Here is a 2,500-nt window from a genome sequence, read left to right as displayed (position 1 = left end):
CATTTTGCCTAGTTCCTTCACCCGAGTTCTCTCAAGCGCCTTGGTATTCTCTACCTGATCACCTGTGTCGGTTTGGAGTACGGTCTCTTTTTACCTGAAGCTTAGAGGCTTTTCTTGGAAGCATGGCATCAAGCACTTCATGTTCCGAGGAACACTCGTCATCAGTTCTCAGCCTTAGCATCCCGGATTTACCTAAGACACCAGCCTACGACCTTAAACACGGACAACCAACGCCGTGCTGCTCTAGCCTTCTCCGTCCCCCCATCGCAGTAAAAAGAGGTACAGGAATATTAACCTGTTTCCCATCGACTACGCGTTTCCGCCTCGCCTTAGGGGCCGACTAACCCTGTCCCGATTAGCGTTGGACAGGAACCCTTGATCTTCCGGCGGGGGAGTTTTTCACTCCCCTTATCGTTACTCATGTCAGCATTCGCACTTCTGATACCTCCAGCATGCTTCTCAACACACCTTCGACGGCTTACAGAACGCTCCCCTACCCCACATACAAAGTATGCAGCCGCAGCTTCGGTTGCTAGTTTTAGCCCCGTTACATCTTCCGCGCAGGCCGACTCGACTAGTGAGCTATTACGCTTTCTTTAAAGGGTGGCTGCTTCTAAGCCAACCTCCTAGCTGTCTAAGCCTTCCCACATCGTTTCCCACTTAACTAACATTGGGGACCTTAGCTGGCGGTCTGGGTTGTTGCCCTCTTGACAACGGACGTTAGCACCCGCTGTCTGTCTGCCATGATTGCACTCCAGGGTATTCGTAGTTTGCATGGGTTTGGTAAGTCGGGATGACCCCCTAGCCCAAACAGTGCTCTACCCCCCTGGGTGAGACATGACGCGCTACCTAAATAGCTTTCGGGGAGAACCAGATATCTCCCGGCTTGATTAGCCTTTCACCCCTATCCACACGTCATCCCCAAATTTTTCAACATTTGTGGGTTCGGTCCTCCAGTTAGTGTTACCCAACCTTCAACCTGCACATGGATAGATCGCCGGGTTTCGGGTCTATTGCCAGCGACTAGACGCCCTATTAAGACTCGCTTTCGCTACGGCTCCCCTATACGGTTAACCTTGCCACTGACAATAAGTCGCTGACCCATTATACAAAAGGTACGCAGTCACACCACGAAGGTGCTCCTACTGCTTGTACGCACACGGTTTCAGGATCTATTTCACTCCCCTCACAGGGGTTCTTTTCGCCTTTCCCTCACGGTACTGGTTCACTATCGGTCAGTTGGGAGTATTTAGCCTTGGAGGATGGTCCCCCCATATTCAAACAGGATATCACGTGTCCCGTCCTACTCGTTTTCATGACTAAGGCATTTTCGTGTACGGGGCTATCACCCTGTATCGCCGCACTTTCCAGAGCGTTCCACTAACACCAAAGCCACTTAAGGGCTGGTCCCCTTTCGCTCGCCGCTACTAAGGGAATCTCGGTTGATTTCTTTTCCTCCGGGTACTTAGATGTTTCAGTTCCCCGGGTTCGCTTCCAGCAGCTATGTATTCACTGCAGGATACTTACTAAAAGTAAGTGGGTTCCCCCATTCAGAGATCTCAGGATCACAGCTTGTTTGCCAGCTCCCCTGAGCTTATCGCAGGCTCCTACGTCTTTCATCGCCTCCAACTGCCTAGGCATCCACCGTGTGCGCTTAGTCGCTTGACCATATAACACAAGCGACTGCTTTAACGATTTACAACATTGATACGCTCACGATAATAAGCGCATCGCATGAGTATGATTCGCCGGACTTTTGTGTAGAGATACACAAGACATCCATAAATCAGCAATTTATTACTTTACATTCCACCTTGTTAAAGAGCATCTGGCGTAAAAACCAGTCAATTAACTTCTTTTCTTTTAGACACTTTTCAATTCCTTAAGCCGGAATGCAAAGTATTTAAAGAGCAGACATTAATTGACTGACTTCTTCTTTAATCAATAAAAGAGTGGTGGAGCTAAACGGGATCGAACCGTTGACCTCCTGCGTGCAAGGCAGGCGCTCTCCCAGCTGAGCTATAGCCCCTTTTTCGAGGGAACTTCAAAACACAGAAGTTGGTAGGCCTGGGCAGACTCGAACTGCCGACCTCACCCTTATCAGGGGTGCGCTCTAACCAGCTGAGCTACAGGCCTATATCCTGGTCTGTAGACACTAGTTGTCGGCCGCTTACCTTTCAAAGTAACTCGCGGCGTCTAGCGACAAGCACTAGGGGACTAGCGACTAACAAATCTTTTATTGATTCCAGTCGATCAAGCAATGCGTGTGAGCACTTACAGACGGGTTGGCATATCGTTTAAGGAGGTGATCCAGCCCCAGGTTCCCCTAGGGCTACCTTGTTACGACTTCACCCCAGTCATGAATCACAAAGTGGTAACCGTCCCCCTTGCGGTTAGACTAGCTACTTCTTTTGCAACCCACTCCCATGGTGTGACGGGCGGTGTGTACAAGGCCCGGGAACGTATTCACCGTAACGTTCTGATTTACGATTACTAGCGA

Annotated in this window: 2 tRNA genes and 2 rRNA genes (2 of these 4 cut by a window edge); all 4 read right to left on the bottom strand. The window is 50.0% G+C overall.

Going from position 1 to position 2,500, the window contains the following annotated elements:
- A 23S ribosomal RNA gene (locus tag D0B88_RS07350) occupies window positions 1-1,668 on the bottom strand; it reaches 1,220 nt to the left of the window's first position.
- A 285-nt stretch (window positions 1,669-1,953) separates the two neighbouring features.
- A tRNA-Ala gene (locus tag D0B88_RS07345) sits at window positions 1,954-2,029 on the bottom strand.
- 30 nt (window positions 2,030-2,059) lie between these two features.
- A tRNA-Ile gene (locus D0B88_RS07340) sits at window positions 2,060-2,136 on the bottom strand.
- Window positions 2,137-2,298: 162 nt separating this feature from the next.
- A 16S ribosomal RNA gene (locus D0B88_RS07335) occupies window positions 2,299-2,500 on the bottom strand (it continues 1,332 nt past the right edge of the window).
- Together the 16S and 23S rRNA genes with 2 tRNA genes alongside form the textbook arrangement of a ribosomal RNA operon.

The organism is Cellvibrio sp. KY-YJ-3, assembly GCF_008806955.1.
Classification (GTDB): Bacteria; Pseudomonadota; Gammaproteobacteria; order Pseudomonadales; family Cellvibrionaceae; genus Cellvibrio.
The sequence above is the reverse complement of the archived record's forward strand: the minus strand, read 5'-3'. Positions and strand labels throughout refer to the sequence as shown.